At 49.9% G+C, this 24441-nt stretch carries 10 protein-coding genes; 9 read left to right on the top strand and 1 reads right to left on the bottom strand.

Annotation, left to right across the window (positions count from 1 at the left end; translation table 11 throughout):
- The 9 genes from VM802_RS12305 to VM802_RS12265 form a co-directional block, all read left to right on the top strand.
- A partial coding sequence (locus tag VM802_RS12305; RefSeq protein ID WP_325530817.1) for a fibronectin type III domain-containing protein occupies window positions 1-240 on the top strand: 240 nt, incomplete at its 5' end.
- A 10-nt stretch (window positions 241-250) separates the two neighbouring features.
- On the top strand, window positions 251-2866 hold the full coding sequence (locus VM802_RS12300; protein ID WP_325530815.1) for a glycoside hydrolase family 3 C-terminal domain-containing protein: 2616 nt from the start codon (window positions 251-253) through the stop codon (window positions 2864-2866).
- 546 nt (window positions 2867-3412) lie between these two features.
- A complete protein-coding gene (locus VM802_RS12295; RefSeq protein WP_325530813.1) occupies window positions 3413-3991 on the top strand; it encodes an RNA polymerase sigma factor in 579 nt (192 codons plus the stop codon).
- 71 nt (window positions 3992-4062) lie between these two features.
- Window positions 4063-5211: a FecR domain-containing protein gene (locus tag VM802_RS12290; RefSeq protein ID WP_325530811.1), complete on the top strand. Its 1149-nt coding sequence runs from the start codon at window positions 4063-4065 to the stop codon at window positions 5209-5211.
- 155 nt (window positions 5212-5366) lie between these two features.
- Entirely contained in the window at window positions 5367-8741 is a 3375-nt protein-coding gene (locus VM802_RS12285; RefSeq protein ID WP_325530809.1) for a SusC/RagA family TonB-linked outer membrane protein, read from the top strand.
- Window positions 8742-8760: 19 nt separating this feature from the next.
- The gene (locus VM802_RS12280) at window positions 8761-10392 is read left to right on the top strand and encodes a RagB/SusD family nutrient uptake outer membrane protein (RefSeq protein ID WP_325530807.1); all 1632 of its coding nucleotides are present in this window, start codon (window positions 8761-8763) and stop codon (window positions 10390-10392) included.
- Window positions 10393-10413: 21 nt separating this feature from the next.
- Entirely contained in the window at window positions 10414-11370 is a 957-nt protein-coding gene (locus VM802_RS12275) for an endo-beta-N-acetylglucosaminidase (protein WP_325530805.1), read from the top strand.
- A 21-nt stretch (window positions 11371-11391) separates the two neighbouring features.
- Window positions 11392-12489 (top strand): BT_3987 domain-containing protein, encoded by a 1098-nt coding sequence (locus VM802_RS12270; RefSeq protein WP_325530803.1) that lies wholly within the window; start codon window positions 11392-11394, stop codon window positions 12487-12489.
- Window positions 12490-12520: 31 nt separating this feature from the next.
- The gene (locus tag VM802_RS12265; protein ID WP_325530801.1) at window positions 12521-13534 is read left to right on the top strand and encodes a BT_3987 domain-containing protein; all 1014 of its coding nucleotides are present in this window, start codon (window positions 12521-12523) and stop codon (window positions 13532-13534) included.
- A gap of 120 nt (window positions 13535-13654) precedes the next feature.
- On the opposite strand, the gene VM802_RS12260 is transcribed toward VM802_RS12265, so the two are convergent.
- Window positions 13655-24436, bottom strand: a complete 10782-nt coding sequence (locus VM802_RS12260; protein ID WP_325530799.1) for a non-ribosomal peptide synthetase — start codon at window positions 24434-24436, stop codon at window positions 13655-13657.
- Window positions 24437-24441 lie beyond the last annotated feature (5 nt).

Below are 24441 nucleotides of genomic sequence, written 5' to 3'. Positions count from 1 at the left end.
GTGAATCAGGTTGTTGTAACGCGTGATACATCCGACACGCGCCACGCTACTATCAGCTGGACAAAGGATAAAAATGCAACGGGCTATGTAGTTTACTACGGCCTGGCCCCCGATGCGCTATATACGGCGGTGATGACATATGGCAGCAATAAACTGGAGCTGACAGGGCTGAATAGAGACACTCCCTATTTTTTCAGGATAGATGCATTCAATGAATGTGGTATCCGTAAAGGGAAATAAACTTAATCGTATGGACAGATTGTTGAAATTCTTATTCGTGCTGGTGATGGCTTTCTTCACCATTATCTTTGGTTCTAAGCTGCTGGCACAGGAGTATAAAAGCTTTCCCATGTGGAATCCTGCTCTGCCACTGGAGCAGCGGGTGAATGATGTGGTAGGGCGACTGACGCTGGAAGAAAAAGTGGCGCAGATGCTCAATGGTGCTCCGGCAATTGAGCGACTGGGTATCCCGGCGCATGAATGGTGGAATGAAATATTACATGGCGTAGCCAGGACACCTTACAAAGTAACTGTATTTCCGCAGGCGATAGGTATGGCTGCTACGTGGGACACCGCGGCTATCAGGCTGATGGCGGAATATGCCGCTACAGAAGGCCGTGCTGTCAACAATATAGCGGTAGCTAAGGGGAAAACCGCTGACAAGTATTCGGGGCTCACTTATTGGTCGCCCAACATCAACATATTCCGTGATCCGCGTTGGGGGCGCGGCCAGGAAACTTATGGCGAAGATCCCTACCTGACCGCTAAGCTGGGCGCCGCTTTTGTAAGAGGCATCCAGGGCGATGATTCCAGGTATCTGCTGGCGGCAGCCTGTGCCAAGCATTATGCTGTGCATAGTGGTCCTGAGCCATCACGGCATTCTGATAATATCAATCCATCTGCTTATGATCTGTGGGATACTTACCTGCCTGCCTTCAGAGAGTTGATCGTGGGTGCGGGAGTGGCTGGCGTTATGTGCGCCTATAATGCCGTTAATACGCAGCCATGCTGTGCCAATGATTTGTTGATGAATGACATACTCCGTCACCAGTGGAAGTTCCAGGGATATGTTACCAGCGATTGCTGGGCGGTAGACGATTTCGTTAAATACCATAAAACACATAAATCATCGGCTCTTGCAGCAACAGATGCCGTATTCCACGGCACGGACATAGAATGCGGGAATACAGTTTACAGATCGCTTATTCAGGCGGTTAAGGAAGGGATGATTCCTTCATCACAGCTGGACGTGTCATTGAAGAGATTATTCACTATCCGTTTCAGGCTGGGAGCATTTGATCCTCCTGCGATGGTAAAGTATGCTGCAATAGGAGCTGAGGTGCTGGAAGCACCGGAACATAAAGCGCATGCGCTGAAGATGGCGAGGGAGTCTGTGGTGTTGCTGAAGAATGATCATGCGACGTTGCCGCTGAGTAAGAAAATACGTTCCATTGCGGTAGTGGGGCCGAATGCAAACAGCAAGTCTGTTATGTTGGGTAATTACAATGGCTTTCCTTCTCATGTGGTTTCTGTATTGGAGGGTATCCGGCAGAAGCTGGGAGAAGATGTGAAAATAATCTATGATGAAGGAACCGGTATTACGAGTGAAACACTGTTTCAGCCAGATGAGGAAAAACCTGACTTCAATGTAACATACTTTAACAATACAGACCTGCAGGGGAATGCCGTTTACAACGGAACCATCAGCGGTATCAACTTTGCATGGCCTGAAGCCAAATCGCCCGCGCCGGGTGTTTCAGCCAGCCATTTTTCTGCAAGATTTACCGGTAACATTCCGGCAACAGATGATACGCTTATTACCTGGCGTTTGGAAGGCGACGATGGCTACCGGTTATGGATAAACGACAGCCTGGTGATCAATCGCTGGAAAGGCGGCTCAGGGTCCTCTCTCTTTAAATGGAAGGCAAAGAAAGGCGTTGCTTGCAAGGTGGTACTGGAATATTGGCAGGGAATAGGAGCGGCTACTATCCGGATGGAAAGAGGAGGAGTCCGGAAGGCGGATCTTGCCGCTGTGGCGGCGAAGGCTGCTGAGGCGGATGCCATCGTATATGTTGGGGGTATCTCTCCCGACCTGGAAGGAGAGGCGATGCGGGTGAACGCAGCAGGTTTTAACGGCGGCGACAGAACCACCATATTACTACCGGCTGTACAAACAGCGCTCTTACAGCAATTGAAAGCCACCGGCAAACCGGTTGTGCTGGTGTTGTTAACCGGCAGCGCCATTGCCCTGCCCTGGGAACAACAGCAGATCCCGGCCATCCTGAATGCCTGGTATGGTGGTCAAAGCGGCGGGACTGCCGTTGCGGATGTGTTGTTTGGGGATTACAATCCTTCCGGAAGATTACCGGTAACGTTTTATGCTGCCGATAGTGATTTGTCTCCGTTCGGTGATTACAACATGAGCAACCGCACTTACCGTTATTTCAGGGGTAAGCCGCTTTATCCTTTTGGATATGGACTCAGCTATACCACGTTTCAATATGCAGATCTGCGTATGCCCGATACGGTTCAGAAAGATTCACTGCTGCGTGTAGCCGTAACAGTGCGCAATACCGGCGCGGTGGATGGAGAAGAAGTAGTTCAGTTATATATTTCACACCCTCACTATAATGGGAAAGCCCCTCTTAAATCCTTACAGGGATTCCAGCGGATATTTTTAAAGAAAGGGGAAAGCAGGCGTATACAGTTCGCTTTAAAACCGGAGCAGTTGATGCTGGTTGATGAGCAGGGGCATTTATTTAACGCTGCAGGGGCGGTACAGGTCCATATCGGGGGCGGACAGCCAGGCGTGTTGATGGGGGGTGTTGCTAAAGTATTGAGCGGGGAAGTGAAGGTGGGCAGGTGATATTCTGATTTTTTTTGTTTACTAGCAATAAAACGTGTACCGGACAAGGTTTTCCAGCCTCACCGGTTGATTTTGTAAATACTTCAGGCGGTAAGTTAATTTCTGCAAACTATTGGCTAATTCCCATGTCGAAGCAGATTGCGGAAGTGCCTAACATTGTGCCTGCATTTATTTCTACAATGAGCCATTAGCAGCTGCGAAAAATGCTAAGGGTTGAAATTGCTGTTAACATTTATCTTTAAGGCAAAACAAAATGAGGAGGCTGTATCATAAATGAATGGTACAGTCTCTTCTTTTTCAGGGGGGCCTATTTTTTATTAATAATAAACGGTAGGCCTGCTTTTTCCGCTAAGTGATCATAATTTCCGGGTAGCAGTTGCTCCGGTATCAGGTGTACATCTACATGTTGGTCAGGGCTTGTTTACGCATGGCTTGTTTTTTTTTCAGGAAAATGAAATATATTGAGACTGAACAGGCTGAACATTGAATGACAGAGGATAATACTCTTTCTAGCAATGATATACATCAGAAACAAATACCAGCATTATGGACAGTGAGGCTGAACTTTTACAGGGATTGTCCAAGGGGAATGAAAAAGCGCTTGAAATTATCTACAGCAGGTATTTTGTCCATGTTTTCGGCCTGGCCAGCCGTTTCATCCCCAACCGCCATGCGGCGGAAGATATTGTTTTGGATTCATTTACACGGTTATGGGAAAAAAGGGCCGAGTTCCCGGCCGATACCCGGCTCAAGCCTTACCTTTTTACGCTGGTGAAGAATGCGAGCCTTAATTACCTGCGCGGTATGGGCCGGGAACAGATCCGTTACCGGAAGATCGAGGCCGAGCTTCAACAGGTGAAGGACTTTGAAGATGAAACGATTGGTTTGGAATTTGACGTGTTCCGGTCGTTGTATAACGAAATAGAACGGCTCCCCGGCAAGCTCCCGGCCGTGATGAGTTTGAGCCTGAAGGGCTGGAAGAACCAGGAAATTGCGGAACAGCTGGGTTTGAAGGAAAAGACCGTCCGGAACCTCAAGGTGGAAGCGATCAAATTATTAAAGGTTAACCTAACCGATAAAGACGTGCTTTTGTTACTCCTGATGTACTGCATCAAAAAATATTAACAAACATCATTTTGCCCGGGACAATCTTTTTGCCGGCGGTGTTCTATACATGAACAACCGAAATCAGCACTATGTTACTTTCTCGGGCAGACATTAAGCAATTCATCATCAAACATTTGAAAGAAGGGCTTTCCGGAGAAGAAATGCGGCAACTGGAGATTTTTATGCAGCAGTCGGCGGAAAACCGGGAACAGGTTACCCGTCTGCTTAACAAGGAAAGTATACAAGAAGGCCTTGAGCAGTTGTATGGATCAAAGGCGGCGGTATGGGAGAAGCTCCATGCGGATGTGAAACCGGCCCGCAGGCGCCTCAATGTGGTATGGATGAGGCGTGTCGCGGCAGGATTGTTGCTGATGCTAGCGACTGTATTTACATGGCTGCTGGTACAGCGGTATGGCCTGGACCAAACACCGACCGGTGTGCTGGCAAATATTCCGGCTCCCTCACAAACCAAAGCCTATGTAACGCTACCCAACGGGCAAAAGGTACTGCTCGATTCCCTGACCGCTGCCGGTGGACTTTCTCCCCGGATGACAAATGATGGTATTGTTTACCAACAGGCTGTGGGCGCGGCCAGCGCCCGTAATACACTAACCGTTCCAAGAGGTAGTAAGCCGGTGCGGTTGATACTGGCGGATGGTACGGAGGTATGGGTAAACGTGGCATCGTCGCTGACGTACACCACGAGTTTCTCCGGACCCGAACGCATGGTGGAAATGACCGGTGAAGCCTATTTCAACGTAGCGCACAACTCGCGCCAGCCGTTTATTGTAAAAGGAAAGAATGCCATTATAAAAGTATATGGTACGGTGTTTAATGTAAATGCCTATGAGGATGAACAGGAAACGATCGCCACGTTGTTTAGTGGCAGTATTAGTATAACACAACCAGGATCAGGCGCGTCCGGCATGATGAAACCCGGACAGCAGGCTACAGTCGGTGAAATGGGCGACCTCCACGTTACAGACCTGACAAATATGGATGAACCCATATCATGGGTGAAAGGAAGATTCTTTTTCGAGAACAGCAAGCTGCAGGCCATTCTGCGGCAATTGTCGCGATGGTACGATGTGGAGATCGTTTACGAGGGAGAAGTGGCTGGCAAAACGTTCAGTGCAGACCTCTCCCGTGATAAAAGCCTTGTTTCGATGCTGCGGATATTGGAAGCCGGCGGTGTAAAGACGAGACTGGAAGGAAGAAAGGTAACTGTGAAGCCCTGAGGAAGGGTTCACTTTCCACGATAATCAACAAACCAACATTAAAAACCGGAAGTACGGGAGCACTTCCGGTGAAAGCAGACATGCATTGAGTTCAATCAGATGATTGACAGCCCGTCAGCAAACGGGGAGATTATTTACACGTCCAAACTAAAGTTATGAAATTAAAACTACTCTGTGACGCACGGAACGGGAGAGCTATGCGTCCGGGAAAAAAAGCGCTGGTCGTTATGAAACTGACGGTTTTTTTTATGCTTGCAACCTTAATGCAGGCTTCCGCAGCTGCCCAGGAGCAGATCACGTTATCAATGAAAAATGCCCCACTGGAGGCTGTTTTCAGGGAAATTAAAAAACAGACAGGATACGATTTCTGGTACGACGCGCGATCGGTCCAGAATGCGGGCACAGTAAACATGGAGGTGCGGAACCAGCCCCTGACAAAGGTACTGCAGCTCTGCCTGCAGGGCCGGAGCCTGACCTATGAGGTTGTCGATAAAACCATTGTGGTCCGGGAAACGGCAGCAGGCCCAAACGGTCGGGAAACGGCCGCTATCAGGGTGAAGGGGACGGTAGTAGATTCCGTTTCCCGGATGCCACTCATCGGCGTAACCGTTCGGCTAAAGGGCTCGCAAACAGGCACCACCACCAACGCGGTGGGTAAGTTTGATTTGGAGGTACCCGATAATCAGGCAGTTCTTGTTATTTCCTTTATAGGATATACCAGCCGGGAAGTGGCCGTTCAGGCAGGCGATATGACCATTGAGCTGGCCCCTGTCAGGGAAGCACTGGGGGAAGTGGTGGTAACTGCCCTTGGCATGCGCAAACAGACTCGTTCACTGACCTATAATGTACAGGAGATCAGAGGAGAGGACCTGAACACTGTAAAAGACGCGAACTTTGTGAACGCGCTCCAGGGCAAGGTGGCCGGTATCACTATCAATGCCAGTGCAGCCGGCATAGGTGGAGGTGTGCGGGTGATTATGCGGGGCGCCAAATCGTTGTTCGGGAATAACAATGCATTGTATGTGGTTGATGGCATTCCGCTGCCCGTACCTCTGACCGGCGTGCAGGAATCCGGCGGTTTGTATTTTGGACGAGGGCTGAGCGGCGACGGTATCTCCAATTTCAACCCGGAAGATATCGAAAGCATTTCCGTTCTGTCCGGCCCCGCGGCGGCTGCCCTCTATGGCAGCGATGCCGCCAACGGGGTGATCAATATTACTACGAAGAAAGGCGCAGCAGGAAAGCTGCGTGTTGATGTTTTCAATAACAGCAACTTCTTTTCCCCCTTTGTACTGCCGGAACTACAAAATACCTATGGGCCCAGTTCACCCGATGCGTTCGACAGCTGGGGACCTAAATTGCCCACCCCTTCTGCCTATAATCCAAGAAAAGATTTTTTCCAGACCGGACAGAACGTTACCAATGGGTTTAACCTCTCTGGGGGTTCGGCTACAAATCAAACCTTCTTTTCCGGTTCCATGGTGTCCGGGAAAGGGATTATTCCAAACAATGAGTTGAGCCGTTACAACTTCAGCATCCGCAATACCTCATCTTACCTCGATAACCGGCTGAACCTCGACCTGAGCGCTTCGTTCATCAAAGTGAAGGAACAGAATATGCTCGCCCAGGGCCAGTACAGCAACCCGCTGCTGCCGGTATATCTCTTTCCTCCTGGCCGGGATATCCAATCGATCCAGATGTTCGAACGTTACGATCCCGTACGCAACTTTAATACACAGTTCTGGCCATTCGGCGATATGGGATACTCTATGGAAAACCCTTACTGGATTAATAACCGCGAATTGTTCACGAACGATAAGAACCGGTACCTGATCTCCGCAGCTGCGAAATACCAGGTACGCGACTGGCTGAATGTATCTGGCCGCGTAAAATACGACAGGAACCAGACCGGCTCTGAGTCTAAACTGTATGCTTCCACCTCTGGCATTCTGGCATCCCCTGCGGGTGGTTATGCGCGCTCCTCTTCAACCGATCAGCAGCTATATGCAGATCTGATAGTGAATGCTACAAGACAGTTCAACGACTTCAGTGTGAATGGCAGCATTGGCAGCAGTATCCAGGATAACCAACAGGTCAGCGAATACTTCGGTGGTAACCTTGGCCAGGTTGCTAATCTTTTTACCTACAACAACGTAACGAAGGCCAGCTCCAAGTATGGCCAGGGCAATTCACGCCTGCAACGCCAGGCCCTGTTTTTCAATGGGGAGATAGGGTACCGCCGGTTTGTCTACCTGAACTTTTCGGCACGTAACGACTGGTCTTCCACACTGGCTAACACGGACTATCTTAAAAAGGGATTTTTCTATCCGTCTGTAGGGCTCAGCGCCATCGTAACGGATATGGCTGACCTCAAATCTTCCGTATTGTCGTACCTGAAAGTACGGGGATCTGTGAGTAGCGTTGGCAATGCGCTGACGTTTAACCGCTCTACCGGACAACTGCAATATGACCTGAACACCACCGGCGTTCGTACAGTGACTTACGCCTTCCTGGCGCCGTTGCAGCCGGAAAAAACGAGGTCTTACGAAGCCGGTATCGACGCCCGTTTTTGGAAGGACAGGATCAATCTGACGTTTACCGCTTACAAATCCAATACCTTCAACCAGTTGTTTTCCATTACCGCGCCGCAGAGCTCCGGTTATTCCACCTACTATGCCAATGCCGGTAATGTAGAGAACAAAGGAATTGAGGCTGTGTTGGGGTACAATGGCAACCTGGGACAGGTAGAATGGAACGCCAGCCTCAATTTTTCGCTGAACAGGAACAAGATCATTGAAATGCTGCCGCCGGTGAAAGACGGCAATTCGAAAGACGATGTCTATTACAGGCTTGACAGTCTTCCGGTGGCAGGCACCGGCAGTTTTTCCAATGTGATCCGTACCGGCGGACAAATAGGCGACATATTTGTGAACACGTTGAAGACGGACAACCAGGGGTATATCTATGTAGACCAGGGGTCCGGAAAAGTGACGCCAATGCCCAACACTTTCATTTACGCGGGCAATTCCAATCCCAGGTACAACATGGGCTTCCGGAACAATTTTTCATACAGGGGATTTGATCTTAGTTTCCTGATCCAGGCAAGGTTTGGTGGCATTGTGGTGTCGCAGACACAGGCTTTCCTCGACGCGTTCGGGGTATCTAAGACTTCGGCGGATGCGCGCGATAATGGAGGTGTGTACATCAACGGATCGCAGATGCCTAACGTCAAAGACTATTACCAGATAATCGGCGGCGGGAACGGCATTCTGGCACCCTACGTGTACAGCGCCACTAACGTGCGGCTGGGCGAAGCGTCGCTAGCCTATTCCTTTCCGGCAAAATTCTTTAACAACAAACTTCGCTCAGCAACTGTGACGCTGACCGGCAGGAACCTTTTTATGTTCTATAACAAAGCTCCCTTCGATCCCGAAGTGGCAGCCTCCACCGGTACTTATTACCAGGGTATTGATTATTTCATGCAACCCAGTCTCCGGAGTTTCGGATTCAGTGTACGGGTTGGTTTGTAAAAATTAAAAGCGATTCAATATGACCTTTTCTCATCGATATAAATGTGCATTCATACTCGGGCTGCTGTTTGCGGCAACCGGGTTCCACGCCTGTACCAGAAAATTTGAGGATTATAACACAGATCCCAACAAGTTGAAGCAGGACATGCTGGAGTACGACAATCTGAAGATCAGCGCCTTTTTTTCCCAGCTGGAAAAAAACGTGATTCCCGCCGGCAATAGCGCAACGGACGAGATCAACCAGTACCAGGTGTCAGAGAATCTGCAAGGTGACATCTGGAGCGGGTATATGGGCGTCACCAACAACTGGAACAGCGGAAGGAACAATTCCAACTACAACCTCATTCCTGGATGGACGTCTGTCGCATTCAACAATATGTTCAATGGTGTGATGCCCGCCTGGAAAGAGATCAAGAAGGAAACGGCAGACAAGAACCCGAACAACACGGCCTTCAGGGGGGTGTTTGCCATGGCGCAGATCATCAAGGTGTTTGCCGCGAGTCGTACAACAGATATGTATGGCCCGCTGCCGTATTTCAGCTTTGGCAATGGAGGCACCCAAACACCGTATGACGGGCAACAGGAGATCTATGCATCCTTTTTTAAAGACCTGGATTCATCCATGAACACGCTGCGGGATTTCCTGTCGCAGAGCAACGGCGCGTCGCCGAAGAATGATTTTGATCTGATCTACGGTGGAGATTACAGCCGGTGGCTGAAATTTGCCAATACACTGAAACTCCGCCTTGCCATGCGTATTGTGTATGCGGATGCGGCGCTGGCTAAACAGCGGGCAGAGCAGACGGTGAGCAATGGATTTGGTTTCATCGAGGTTAATGCTAATAATGCGATGTACAAAGGTAATACCCTGTTCATATTGTTGAATCCCATTCAGTGGATCGCAGATAATTACGGCGATATCAGGATGGGTGCGCCGATGGAATCATTCCTGAAAGGGTATAACGATCCCCGGCTGCCGTTGCTGTTCAATGCCGTAAGCGGGGAATACCGGGGGATCAGGACAGGTATCGACATTGTCAATAAAAGCCCGTACGCCGAACGGTTCTCGTCCATGAAAATTGCTTCCGCTGATCCGCTTCCCTGGATGGTGGCTGCTGAATCGTACTTCCTACGGGCAGAAGGAGCACTCAGGGGATGGAACATGGGTGGAACCGCGCAGTCTTTTTACGAGCAGGGGGTCACAACAGCATTCGACCAGGTGAAAGCCACCGGGGCTGCTGCCTATTTAGCTAACAGCACAGCTAAGCCAGCTCCGTACACTGATCCGGTTGCCACCAGCGGAGCGAACAACGTGGCGGCTACCAGTGCGGATTTACCCACCATTACCATAAAGTGGGCAGAAGGAGATGGCTTTGAAACGAAACTGGAAAGGATCATGACGCAGAAGTGGATCGCGTTGTACCCGGACGGACAGGAGGCGTGGTCGGAATTCAGGCGTACAAGATATCCCCGGATATTCCCGGTTGTAAGGAATTACAGCGGTGGCACCATCGATCAAAAAAAACAGATCAAGCGCATTCCCTTTACCCAAAACGAATACCAAACCAATGCGCAAGGGGTGGCCAAAGGCGTGCAACTGCTTGGTGGTGCGGACAACGGTGGCACCGCATTATGGTGGGATAAAAAGTAACTAACCGGAAAATTCATTGATATGACAACTACTTTTTTCAAATACATCTTCATCGTTAGTGTTGCTACATGGGTCATGTTATCCTGTACCAAACAGACTACACCCGAAGCGTTTGACCTGCAACCTCCCAAAGTGGGTACGCCAGAGTACTATCTTAATCTCGAGGCGTACAAAAAATCGGATCATGGGATAGCATTCGGGTGGTTTGGCGGCTGGACGGCCCAAGGCCCTTCAAAATCCAAATACCTCGCCAGCACGCCGGACAGCATGGATATTATCAGTATCTGGGGCGGGTGGAGTAATCTCACGCCGGAACAAATTGCTGATATGCGGTATGTGCAACAAAAGAAAAAAACACGTATCACTTTTACAGTTATCGCGCACCAGATAGGGGACGGCATCAATGGCGACCGGAAATTCTGGCCGGCAGATGACAGTACAGCCATTGTTACCTATGCCCGCGCAATAGTGGACACTGTAAACAAATACGGATATGATGGTTTTGATATCGACTACGAACCTGATTTCTGCGGATGCGCTGTATTTCTCAAGAATAATAACATGCGCATTTTCGTAAAGGAGCTGGGGAAATACCTTGGTCCAAAATCGGGGACCGGCAAATTGCTTCTGTGCGACGGTGGTTATTATGGACCGGTCACGAACCGATCGATGCCCCTTGAGTTGCTGGAATATATTAATTATTGGATGGAACAAGCTTATGGCGCCAACAATACGGGACTAGCAACCCGGCTGGCCGCATTTCCCAAGGGGTTTCCGTCCAAGAAGTTCGTGGTGAACGAAAACTTTGAGTCCCTGTGGCAAGGTGGCGGAAACCTGTTAACTATGGCTAGCTGGAACCCGGCGGGCGGCAGAAAGGGCGGTATCGGTACTTATCATATGGAGTATGAATACCCTAACGAGCCGGATTACAAGTTCATGCGCCGGGCAATACAGATCATGAACCCCGCACCTTATTGATCACGTTAAATATTTTGAAAGATGAAATTCAACCTGAACATATGCTTGCTGTTACTGCCGGTCATTGCCGGATGCCTGTTTGCCGGCTGCCGTAAGCCTAATTTATTATCCAATGCAGTATTCCTGGCAGATGCGTCGCTAGTCAATTCAGCAAAGATCACGGTGGATTCAATGGGCGCATCGTACGATATTGTATCGCGCACTTCGCAGGTTGCCGAGCAACAAATAGAGGTGAGCTACAGTATTTCCGAAGGTGAGCTGACCGAATACAACAAGCAGAACGGCACTGCCTACAAATTATTGCCGGCAGCCTATTATTCGTTTAATGCCACTTCCGCGACAATTGCGGTGGGTAACGCCTTTTCGATACCGGTTCCATTGATGATCAAAGACCTGAAAGGCCTTCCCGAAAATGAGAGTTATGCCATCCCTGTTACCATCGATCGTGTGAGTGGAACAATGCAGATCCTTAGGTCTAGTAAAACGGTTGTGCTGGTGATAGACCGGGTGATCTACACGAGCGTGCCGCATCTTACCGGCTCCGCGTTGAGCACCACTTATAAAACACCCTTCAAAGGTATCACGGCATGGACCTTCGAATGGCGGGTGCAGATGGATGCGCTGAACAGGAATAACCAGGCGCTCATTTTTTCTTACCCATCTGAAGTATATACAAGGTTTGGAGACGTGGTGATCAGGCCTACCCAGTTGCAGGTGAAAACTGCCAATTCACAGTTTTCACCTGAAATAGATTTTCAGCCGGGTACCTGGTACCACTTCGCCCTCGTATACGATGGCGGCAGCCTTAAATGGTACCAGGACGGGAAACAGATTCTCAATGTGCCATTAAGCGCGAGTTATAATTTCGAATCCATCGGTTTTGGCGGTGGATCGGAGAGGGTGAACGAGATCCGGTTCTGGACCGTTGCACGTACTCCATCGCAGATAGCCAACAACATGTACACCGTAAACCCTTCATCAGAAGGCCTTGCTGGTTACTGGCGCTGTAATGAGGGAACCGGAAATATTTTTGCCGACAGTTCTCCCAACAAGAACGATATGAAAGCGAACGTGGCGAATGTTGAATGGACACCTAAAGTAAGGATGCCCGCCAAATGATTATCTGTTTACCGCTGTAAATCTCTGCACAATGAAAAAACATCACATCGCAATACAAATACCGGTTTATTTTTCGCTGTTGGTCTGCTTCTTCACCGGGTGCAAAAAAAACGATGACCAGCCCAAAGAACTGGTCGCTTTCTTAAGTCCGGATTTTCAGCCTGACAACAGCTTTAACTTCTCAGCAGTGATCACACGTACGCCTAATGGCTCCGTCGGTGATTCCTCCATCACACTGCCTCCCATGGTGCGTCTCACAAGACCAGTTTCCGCTGCGGTAAAGGTCAGTATCGATGTTGATACATCGCTGGTGAGCGCTTACAATAAACAGCACAACACCGCATACAAAGCAGCCCCCGAAGGCGCTTACAAAATAGAACTGATGGGAGGTGTGACCATTCCGGCAGGTGAAACGGGGAATAAAGATTCGATGCGCATCGTGTTGCTGCAACCCAACATATTTGCTGGTGCAGACCAGTACCTGATCCCGCTCCGGTTGAAAAACGCCGATAATGGCGTCAGCATCAGCACACGTGTGGGTGCTTTGTTCATCATCCTGAAGGCCTCGATTGGCTGGAGGAATATTAACGATGCCCTGACAACACCAACGGGTACGGTGATCGACCGTAAAATGCCGCAATGGAAAATAGCCAGCACAAGCGGGGAATGGTTTGGCGACGCTGCTGCCGTTTTAGATGGGGATTTCACTACTGCCTGGATGACCTATATGGACGGCAAACCACCTGCGGCCAGCTTGGCGGTAGACATGGGCGCAGCAAACACATTAAAGGCCATCACCGTTACACCGGGATACGTGTACGGTAGCGACTACAATTCCAGCACCATCCAGGTGCTGACAAGCATGGATAATGCTACCTGGACGGACCAGGGGATATACAACGGGCCGGCATTTGGCGGCAGCGACACCAGCCCGGACACCCGCGCACTTAATTTCTTTGCTCCGGTAAGCGCCCGTTACCTGAAACTGGTATTTACCGGAGGGAGCGGGTTTGCCGGCGTATCTGAACTGAATGCTTACCGGTGATACCAGGGCATCGTCTGGTAATGCCGGAGAGACTTATGCGGCTGGCGGCGCAGTTTGAACGAAGAGGCTGTACCATATTATTTATGATACAGCCTCTCCTACTTTTTAAACCAACACTATTTAACTCAGCGAATATTCGTGTACAGCTGGTTTTCGTTTCACCTGCTGTATGATAGTGGAAATAAGTCCGGCGTTATGAGAGAGATACTCCGGGTTAAACATTTCCGGATGCAGGCCCAGGCCCTCATAGATGTAAAAGCCGTTGGTACTGCTGTCTTCCCAGTTGCGGTTGGCTTCTGCGGAATGCCATTCCTCTTTCGACTTCACAATATGTATACGGGCGCTGGTGGCGCCGGTATCTGTTTTGCCGTTCATATACCTGCAATAACCGCCGATCTTGCTCATGGTATTTTTCTTCAGCGTTTCCAGGTAATCCGGTGTTACGGAGAAGATAGACCAGTCTACGATAGCGTAGTATGCCTGAATGGTGGCTTCTATTTCTTCCGGTGTTTTCACTTTCGATTCCCAGCGTTTGTAGCTGTCGAGGAGAATGATGTCGGATACCTCGCGGCCTCTTGATTCCAGCTCTCTGGCTATTTCGAAGGCGAAGTTACCACCGGCAGAATAGCCCATCAATACCAGCGGCTGGCCGGGTTGCATTTCGTCCATCACCTGGATGTATTCATCCATTCTGTTGTCGTTTTCATTGAAGTGGAAACAACAAATGCGGTGATCGGGGAAATATTCTGCCAGTGCCGTGTATATGAAGGAATACCCGATGGCAGGAGGGAAGCAGAAGATAGTTGGTTCTTTTCCTGCATTTACTACGGAGTAGAATTCTTCTGCTGATACGCTACCGAACTCATTGATCATCTTTATTTTTTCAGACAATGCTTTGATGGTCGGATAAGTGAAGGCGGTGGTGAGCGGAACGTTCACTTCCAGTTCTTTCTTGATCCTGTTCATCACCTGTATCAGCTTGATGGAGTTACCGCCCAGCTCAAAGAAGTTATCGGTGGCGCCTATACGTTCTACCTGCAACACTTCCTGCCAGATGGTGGCCAGTGTTTTCTGCAAGGCGCCCAGTGGTTCTTCGAAAGGACGTTCTGCGGCCTGTTGCTTCTGCGCCAGCAGATCCAGCGCTTTGCGGTCTGTTTTACCGTTGCTGGTGAGCGGCATCTTTTCTACGCGGATGCAGAACAGCGGTAACATATAACTAGGCAGACGGTCTGCGAGGAAGGCGCGTACGGTAGAATAGCCGTACTCTTTCTCTGATTCGTAGAAGGCTGCGATCTGCTTTTCGCCTTTGATGTCTGTAACGATGACGGCGGTCATGCCGATACCTTCCATTTTGCCCAGCGCGTTTTCGATTTCGCCAAGTTCAATACGATAGCCTTTCAGTTTGATCTGTGTATCCTTGCGGCCGAGGCATTCGATGCGGCCGTCGGCCAGCCACCTGCCTATATCTCCTGACTTGTATATCCTTTCTGTGGAAAGGCTTTCATCACGGAAATATTTTTCGTTGGTCAGCGTTTCCTGGTTGCAATAGCCTCTGCCTACACCTGATCCGGCCACGTAAATTTCCCCTACTACGTTGACCGGCTGTAATTGCCCGTGGTTGCCTACTATAAAGATCTGTTCGTTCAGCAGCGGCTTACCGATCGTAATGCGTTCGTCGCCTTCTTTCGCTTCATCCGTAGTGCTGTAGATGCAGGTTTCTGTAGGGCCGCAGCTGGTAAAGAACCGCACGTGTTTACATCTCTTCACGCCCCTGAACAATTCTTTTGGTACGGGTTCGCCGCCGGTGATCACGGTTTTGATGCCGGACAGTGCACTAAGGCCTACGGTGTTCAGGAACAGCGACAACCTTGAAGGCGTCATCTGCAATACGTTCACAGCATGCTGTTTGAGCATCTGTGCGATCTTCGGGAAGTCGTTGATCTCATCATCGCCAGCCAGCAGTACGCATACGCCGGATAGCAGGCTGCATAATATTTCCAGTACTGAGAGGTCGAAGGTAATATTGCTGACCGCCAGGATCTTGTCGCCGGGATTGATGCCATATACCGGCACGTAGTTGCGTGTGAAGCCGGTTACGTTGATGTGTTCCAGCATTGCGCCTTTAGGCACGCCGGTGGAGCCGGAAGTGTAGATGATATAGGCGAGATCGTCCGGTGTGATATTTACCGGCGCCAGTTCGTGCACGCCTGTATCCTTGCGTTCTGCATGGATGTTGAGCAGCGGTAATGTATAATGATAGTCCTTGTCGGCCACTATCATTGTGCATTCGCTGTTGTTTAAAATGTATTCAATACGTTGTGCCGGGAACTGCGGATCTACCGGAACGTACGCTGCGCCGGTTTTTAGGATAGCCAGTATAGCTACCGGTATATCCAGGGTGCGTTGCAGCATCAGGGCTACTTTGTGGCCGGGCTTCACCTGGTATGTCTGTTGCAGGCAGATGGCCAGTTCGGTAGATTGCCTGTCGAGTTCTCCGAAGGTGATGCTGCCGTTTGTGGTCTCTACCGCCATCTGTTCGCTGTACTTTGATACGCTCTCTTTCCACAGTGCTGGTATGGTTACACGTGGCGCATCTTTTTCCGGGCTGCCGCCAAATGCCCTGAGCTGTTGTATTTCAGCTTCATCCAGCAGATTGATTTCCTGCAGGGTAATGGCGGGCGTATCGAGTACCTGCACCAGTATATTGTAGAAATGTCTGGCGAGTCTTTGTACCGAAGCTTCAGCGAAGAGTGCATTGTTGTAGTTGAGGAGCAACTGTACCTGTTCGCCAGTCTGTACGGCGAGGAAGGTAAGATCCAGCTTGGCTACGCTGATGTTGAGCGGGAAGCGTGTGAACTGCAGCTCCCTGCTTTCTGCTGCGGGCGGCACACTGATGAACTGGAAGATGGTGTCGAACAAAGGATTGCGGCTGGGGTCTCTCTTGATGCTGAGCGTTTCCACCAGTTCTTCAAACGGATAGTCCTGGTTTTCCAATGCGGCCAATGCGTTGGCTTTTGTCTCTTCCAGGAACTGTTCAAATGTTTTGCCAGCTGTTGGATAACTACGCAGTGCCAGTGTGTTCACGAACATACCGATCACCGGCTCCAGGTCTGCATGTGTGCGGCCAGCTACCGGAGAGCCTACGATAATATCTTCCAGCGAAGTGTATTTCGACAGCAGGATATTGTATACGGCCAGCATCAGCATATTCATCGTGATGCCTTTCTCACTGATGTAATTGAACGCGCGTGAAGTAATGGCTGCATCCAGCGGAAAACTATAATCGCCTCCTTCAAAGGTCTGTGTCAGCGGCCGTGGAAAGTCAAACGGGAATTCCATTACGGGCAATTCGCCTTCGAACTGTTTTAACCAGAACTGTTGCTGACGTGCAATGGCTCCGGTATCAGCCAGCGACTGCTGCCAGGCCACGTAATCCTTGTACTGGATACCTGGCTCCGGTAATTGTTCGCCATAATAGAGCGTCCACAGTTCACGGAGCATGATGCCTACAGATACTTCATCACTGATGATGTGATGTATGTCGAACATCAGGAGGTGCTTGTCAGGCGATACTTCCAGCACCGCGGCGCGCAGCAGCGGCGCTTCAGACAGTTCAAACTTCCGGATAAACTGTTTCACCAGGTTGGGCGCATCTTCCTCTTTACCTTTTGTATGCTCCAGGTGGAAAACCAGTTTGTCCTGTATTACCTGTGCAGGTTCACCGTCTACAATGTTGAAGGAAGTGCGGAGGCTCTCATGCCTGTCGGTTAATGCCTGGAAAGCAGCGCTCAGCCTGGATACATCCAGCGGGCCATTTATCCAGCACACATCGCAGATATTATGACTGATCTCAGCGCCTTTGAAATGGCTCACCACAAACACACGTTTCTGCGCAGAGGAGAGCGGGTAATGTGACTGTGGCGCTATCTTCATGATCGGCGCGAAGTTGCTGCCTGTGGCATTGCTGATATGCCCGGCGAGTGTGCGGATGGTTGGATAGGTGAAGATATCCTTCAATGAAATTTCCACAGCAAACGCTTTCTGGATGCGGGAAACCAGCACCATTGCTCTCAGTGACTGACCACCCAGCTCGAAGAAGTTTTGCAGTACGCCGATGCGGTTCCGCTTCAGAATATCCTGCCAGATAGCCAGCAACGAGCTTTCGGTTGCGGTGGTTGGTGTGTCGATAATTTCGCTCTGCTGGTCTATGTAATGCAGCGGGTCCTGCATGGCTTTTTTATCAATTTTACCATTAGGCGTTAATGGCAACTGTTCCAGGCGGATGAAATACATAGGTACCATATAATCTGGTAAATGCTGTTTCAGACTGGATTTCAGGTCTTCTATCACGGCGCCGGATTCGCTTACGTACCAGCATACCAGTTCTTTTTCATTACCCTGTCCGAATACCGTAACGGCCACTTCTTTTACTGTGGGTTCCTGCAAGATTACGTTTTCGATCTCCTGCAATTCGATCCTGAAGCCGCGTACTTTTACCTGGTCGTCTTTACGACCCAGGAACTCGATGTTACCGTCGGGGAGCCAGCGTACAACGTCGCCGGTTTTATATACACGCTCCTGGGTGTATGGATCCATGATGAATTTCTCTGCGGTGGTATCAGGCTTGTTAAGGTAACCCCTGGCAACGCCGGCTCCGCCAATCCACAGTTCTCCGGGCAATCCTACAGGAACTGCCTGCTGCGCAGCATTGCGCACGTAGTAGGTATAGTTCAGCAGCGGCTTGCCCACGGGCGTATTACCTGTTGTTGGCAATGCGCCTGGTAAGGTTTCATAGAAGCTGGAGTCCACACAGGTTTCCGTAACGCCATAGCTGTTGAGTACCCTGATGCCCGGAGCATATTTTTCCAGCATCTTACGGAAGAAGCTCAACGGACAACTATCTGAGCCAAGAATGAGCAGTTTGAGGAAACTGATGTCGATGTTATGGGCTTCTATATAGTCCATCAGCGGCACTACGAGGGCAGGCGTGGATTCGAACACGTTTATATCATGCTGTACGAGGAGGTCATATAGTGATTTGGGGTCCAGGCGTGCTTCAGACGGACATAATACGATTTGTCCACCGTTGGTGAGCATGCGTATCACATCACCGGTGAATACATCAAAGGAGAAGCTGGCCATCAGCAGTGAGCAGGGTACGAAAGTCTCAAACTCGTATGCAACGCGCCAGGCGAGGTTGACGTTGCTCAGCGCCTGATGTTCTACCAGTACGCCTTTGGGATTACCGGTAGTGCCGGATGTATAGATCACATAAGCCAGCTGCTGCGGATGTATCTCCACCTTTGCAGGGGCGACCCTGTTCAATGGAATGTTTTCCAGTACGATGGCCTCAGGGTGTGCGAGTTTGCCTGCTGCATTGGTGAGCAGCATCTTTGCGTTACTGTCCTGCAGCAGGTAGTTGATCCTTTCCTGCGGGTAATCCGGATCTACCGGCAGATAGGCCGCACCGGCCTTTAACACACCCAGCATGGCGATGATCATCCACTCAGAACGTTCTACCATGATGCCGACAATATCTTCGGCGCCAGCGCCCAGTTCCAGCAGATGTGCTGCGATAGCGCCTGATGAGCGGTCCAGTTCTGCGTAGGTGAGCTTTTTATCTTTGAACACCAGTGCAATGCTATCTGGTTTCTTCGCTACCTGCTCTGCAAATAAAGCGAGGACATTTTCAGTAGCCTGTTCCCCGGCATTGGTACCGAAAATACGCAGCTGTTGTAATTCGTTGCTGGTAAGGTATTGCAGCTCATTGAGCGACAGTTGTTCTTCCAGTATTTGTGTAGTGAGCAGCCGTATGCGTGCGAGGAAGTTCTCGCCGTTAAACACCTGTTCATTGTAGTCAAGCAGCAGTTTAAATCCCTCGTTCTGCTCTGTTACCCTTAGCTCCATGTGGTTATTCAGTCCGCTGTATACGCGCTTGAATGTACCAATGTTGGATTGTGTGGCCGGGATCAGGAAATGCTGATAGTTGTAGAAGAAAGATAAAGGTTCATCGCCGATGATATGATTCTGTAAGGCGAGAGAGATATGACGGAACGGATTAGTGACCCTTTTCTGTTGCTGGAGGTAGGTGCACAGTTCCGCAAAGGATTTCGTGCCTTCAAAGAAACGGTCTTCTACCAGTAAGGGGTATACGTAGGAGTAAGTACCTATTGTATCCAACTGTTGACGGTCACGGCCCGCGATGTTCTCACGGATACAGAAGTCGTGGTTGGCAGCGCAGTAATATCTTGTCAGCAGTGTGAAAACAGCTTTGAAGAAGATATGCGGTTTCACGCCATGCGTTTCACAGTAGCGCTGTACCAGCAAGGCATCATCGCCGTATATGGTAAGCGCATCCGCTACCATCCTGTCGTGCGTTGCAATGGCGCCGGAGTAGGTCAGCGGTTGTACCTCTGCCAAATGTTTTCTCCAGAAATTCTCCACGGCAGGCGTATCGAATTTTTCCAGATGATCAAAGACATCTTCGCGGTAAGGCGCATGTTTCTCTTCACTGACCTTTCCTGTTTTCAGCGCATGATAGATCTTGTCTGTTTTCTCTATCATCAGCCGGAAGGAAGTGCCATCCGTAAAGACGTGGTGTACGCTTACGGCTGTAACATAATGGTGATCGTTTATTCTGAAGAGGTAGTGTTTGTAGAAATCCCTGGTGATATCCTGATCTTCCTCACAGTATTTTTTGACAATAGCAGGAATGTCTGTTGCGTCTTTCATTTCCTGGCTGATATCAATAAATGAGAAATTCACTTTCACTTCTTTCGTTACTGCCTGGAACACTTCTGCGTCTTTCGCGATGATAACGGAATGCATCACATCTTCCTGCGCAGTTAGCTGCCGTACCGCTTCTTCCCATAATGCCGGATCAAGTTGCTCATTGATCTCGTGGTACCCCAACGGGCGGAGGCTGCGGCCTTTCGGATCGATGATGCAGGTGAAATAAATATCGCGCTGTGTGGTGTTCAGCGGGTATGCAGCGGAGTATGCGGTATCGCTGATACCCAGGTAACGGAACAACTCCTCCTGATTTCTGTGGCGGATAGCATCCGGTCTGCTGATGCTGATGGTATCAGGGATCACGGTGGGCGACTGGCTCACCGCATCGAGGATGGTCAGGTAATGCTGCGCCATCTGTGCAATGGTGGATTCCTTGAAGAGGCTTTTGGAGTAGCTGACGAGGAACAGCAGGTCGTCACCGGATTCTGTGATAGAAGCTGACAGATCAAACTTCACACTCACGTCATACATCTCCAGTTCCAATGCTTTAAAATTGATACCAGCACTTGATAACGGTGCTATGTTGAGATTATGATAGCTGAACATCGTTTCGAAGAGCGGGTTCCGGTTCATATCTCGTACCAGTTCGAGGTGTTCCGCCAGTTCTTCCATCGGATACAGCTGATGATCCAGCGCGGTGAAGAAAACGTTGCTGAGTTGTTCCATCAGTTCCGTGAAGGGTTGCTGCATATCGACGCCGCATCTGATGGGTATCGTATTTACAAACATCCCGATGAGCTGATCCAGATCGGGATGCACACGACCAGCCACCGGCGTACCTACCACGATGTTATCTTTGCCGGTGTATTTGGACAGCAATACATTATAGGCTGCCAGTGAAAGCAGGAACAGGGTGCTGCCTTCCTTGTTGATGATTTTCCTCAGGCGTGTAGCCACCGATTTGTCGATAGGCGTAATCAGCAGTCCGCTTTCGTGCCGCTGATCGTTAGAACGGGGATAGTCTACGGGGATGTTCAGGGCAGTCTGTTTGTCGGCAAAGGTACGCAGCCAGTATTGACGGTGGGCTTCAAATCCGGTGCTATGGCGGTATTGCTCCAGCCAGGTGGTGTAGTCCTTAAACTGGATTTTCAATGCGGGTAATGTCTCATCACTGTATGCAGCAATCAGTTCCCTGATAAAGATCTCCAGGGAGATGCCATCAGACACGATATGATGTATGTCCAGCAGCAGTACGCCGGAGGTATCGTTTTTCTTTACAAACATCGCCCGCAGCAGGGGAGGATGATTCAGGTCAAAGGGACGCAGGAAGTCTGTGAAGTAGCGGTTGATATCCGGGGCGCTGTCTTCTTTAACAGGAAGTTCAAACGAAACTTTTTCCGCCACATGCTGTACAATCACTTCATCCACTACGTTGAAACCTGTTCTCAATATGGCATGCCTGTCTATGATAGTGGCAAGTGCCTGTTCCAGTTTTTTAATATCTGTTTTGCCTTCCACTGCAAACATGGACGGCATATTGTAATTGATACTGTCTTTGTTGAGCAGGTAGCTGAGGTAGATGCCTCTTTGCGCAAAGGCTGCGGGGTAATGTGCTGCAGGGGTGGCCACCGGTATTTCAAACTGTACGGTCTTTTCTGCCTGCTGTATGTACGCTGCGAGGCGCCTGATATTGCCGCTGCTGAATACTTGCCGCAGCGGTACTTCTACGTGCAGGTCTTGTAAAATGATGGTAAGCAGTTTCGCTGCCTTCAGGGAATGACCGCCCAGTTCAAAGAAATTATCATTCACGCCTATCAGCTGTATGCCTAACAGTTCTTTCCAGATACCCAGCAGTTTTTCTTCCAGTGGATTGGCAGGCATGTCGTCAGCGGTGAGGGTGCGTTGTTCATTTTCAGGAAGGGGCAGTTTCCTGCGATCGGTTTTACCGTTGCTGGTAACCGGAATTTTGTCCAGCATCATGAACCGCGCGGGGATCATGTATTCGGGGAGCCGTGCTGCCAGCCATGCGCGCAGGTCGGCTACGCTCGCCGTTGCTGACGGCACATAGTAGGCGCAGAGATATTTGCTGCCCATATCGTCGTTGAAGGGGCATACTACTGCTTCCTTTACTGCGGGGTGATCCAGCAGTACGGCAGCTATTTCTCCCGGTTCAATCCTGTATCCCCTGATCTTTACCTGGTTGTCTTTCCTGCCAATGAATACGATGTTTCCGTCTGGTGTCCATCTGGCGAGGTCTCCGGAGAGATACATGCGTTGTCCTTTGTGGAAAGGATGATTGATGAATTTGGAGGCTGTGAGTTCTTTATTGTTAAGATAACCCTGTGTGATGCCTGGGCCTGCAATGCAGATCTCGCCGGGAATCCCTACCGGAACAGGTTCCAGGGCATCATTGAGTATATATACTTTATAGTTGGGAATGGGTTTGCCGATGGTGACATTTTCCCCGGAGGGAGTAACCGGTTTATAGCGCAGCACGCTGGCAATTACGGTTGTCTCCGTAGGGCCGTAGGCGTTAATGACGTCCAGTCCTTTGATCAGGGAACAGTAATCATATAACAGCGTGTCTTTGATCGGCTCAACGCCGACAAACAGTTTACGCAGTGCAATATCACTACCGGCTTGCTGTAACTGATGGTACAAGTCTTTCAGCAGTACCGGCGGCACGTAGGCGTATGTGATCTTTTCGTCTCTGAGGAAAGCGGCCAGTTTCGCGGCATCAAACAGGCGTTCTTTATCCAGGATTACGAGGGTGGAGCCGCTGGTCAACGCAATGAAGATCTCTGCAATGCTGGCATCGAATGATATATTGGCGAGGGCCATTACGCGGTCGGTTGTATCAAAGCCTTTTTCAAACACCGTCTTATAGCCCAGTACGAAATTGGTAACGCCGCTTTGCTTCACCACAATACCTTTGGGCTGACCTGTGGAACCGGAAGTATAAATGACATACACAGGATCTTCCGGCGAGTTCTTAACGCTGAAGTCAGTCAGCTTCCCTTCACCATTGATCCGATCCAGCAGTATCGCTTCTGTTGTAAAGCAATGCTGTTTTTCATTGAATATATTTTGGGTGGTGAGCACCAGTTTTGCCGCGCTGTCTTTCAGGATGAACTGAATGCGTTCATCCGGGAAATCAGCATCTATGGGAAGATACGCGGCGCCGGTTTTGAGGATACCCAGCATGCCAATGATCATACGTTCAGAGCGGTCGCATACCAATGCCACTATATCTTTCGGACCAATGCCTTTGGCTTTCAGCTGTGCTGCGAGTTGGAGTGCATGCTGCTGCAGTGCTTTATAGCTCAGCGTTGTTCCGGCAAACTGCACAGCAGGTTGATTGGGATGCAGCTGCGCCTGTTTTTCAAAAAGCGTCAGGATGGTAAGATCTTTCTCCGGAAAATCAACATCGGAATCGTTAAATGTTTCCAGCAGCAATTGTTTTTCTTCGGAAGATAACAAGGGTATCTCTGCTATTGCCGCCACCGGATGATGAACGATGAAATCCAGGATACGCGCATAGTGTGCACACACCTGTGTTGCAAACCACTCCGTATAACTACCGGCGTATTGCAGCTGTAATTCGAAGGAAGCAGCTGTTTTGCTGATGTTGAAAGACAGCCTGGGGCTGTCATTGAAATTATTCTCACCGGTCAGGGGGAGATAAGAAAGCGCATAGCTGAACAGCGATTCAGGTGCGCCTACCAGTCCCTGGTATTTCTCCGCAAATTTCTCAAACGGATAATCCCTGTGTTTGTAAGCTTCCTTCAGTTCTTCCTGGAAGGATTGCAGCAATTGTTTTACGGTGGCGCCTTTACGGATGTCCGCAGTCAGGAACAAAGGAGAAGTATGGCCATTTCCATTGGACAACACCGGGGCAGGGCTGGCAATCAGTAATTCTTCTGCGCCGGTGTATTTATGAATGAGGATATACAATGCAGTAGCCAGGAATGCGTAGATACCTGCATCCTGGTCTTTGCATACTTTCTTTAAAGTGGCAGCGGTGGCTTCTTCCAGCAGGAGGGAGCTGGTGCGGTAGCCGGGCGTGGCAGCCGCTATATTGATGGCGCTGATTTCCGGCAATTCCAGCCTCCCGGTTTTCCCGAGCCAGTAGTCTGTTGCGATTTTATATTGAAGGGTTGTGGTATTCATAACAA

The sequence above is a fragment of the Chitinophaga sp. genome (assembly GCF_035538455.1).
Classification (GTDB): domain Bacteria; phylum Bacteroidota; class Bacteroidia; order Chitinophagales; family Chitinophagaceae; genus Chitinophaga.
Note: the sequence above shows the minus strand (reverse complement) of the source record. Positions and strands in the feature narration are given on the sequence as shown.